Raw genomic sequence first — 285 nt, forward strand, 5'->3', positions numbered from 1 at the left:
GGCGGATGCGCTGCGCTTCGCCGCCCGAGAGCGTTTCGGCGCTGCGTTCGAGCGAGAGGTAATCGAGCCCGACGTTATTCAGGAACATCAGCCGCGCGACGATTTCCTTGACCACCTTGTCGGCGATCTCGCCTTTCGCGCCTTCGAGGCGCAGCGTCTGGAAGTAGCCGAGCGTGTCGCGCAGCGGCCAGCCGCTCACTTCATAGATGGCGCGCGCGTCCTCGCCCGCGCCGATGCGCACGAAGCGCGCTTCGCGGCGCAGACGCGTGCCTTCGCAGTGCGGGC

1 protein-coding gene is annotated in these 285 nt (G+C 68.1%); it reads right to left on the bottom strand.

Annotated features, from left to right (window positions below):
• Positions 1-285: hypothetical protein (locus SB786_RS36025; protein WP_410731548.1), on the bottom strand; the 285-nt coding region annotated here is incomplete at both ends.

The organism is Burkholderia sp. SIMBA_062 (genome assembly GCF_046534765.1).
Classification (GTDB): domain Bacteria; phylum Pseudomonadota; class Gammaproteobacteria; order Burkholderiales; family Burkholderiaceae; genus Burkholderia; species Burkholderia ambifaria.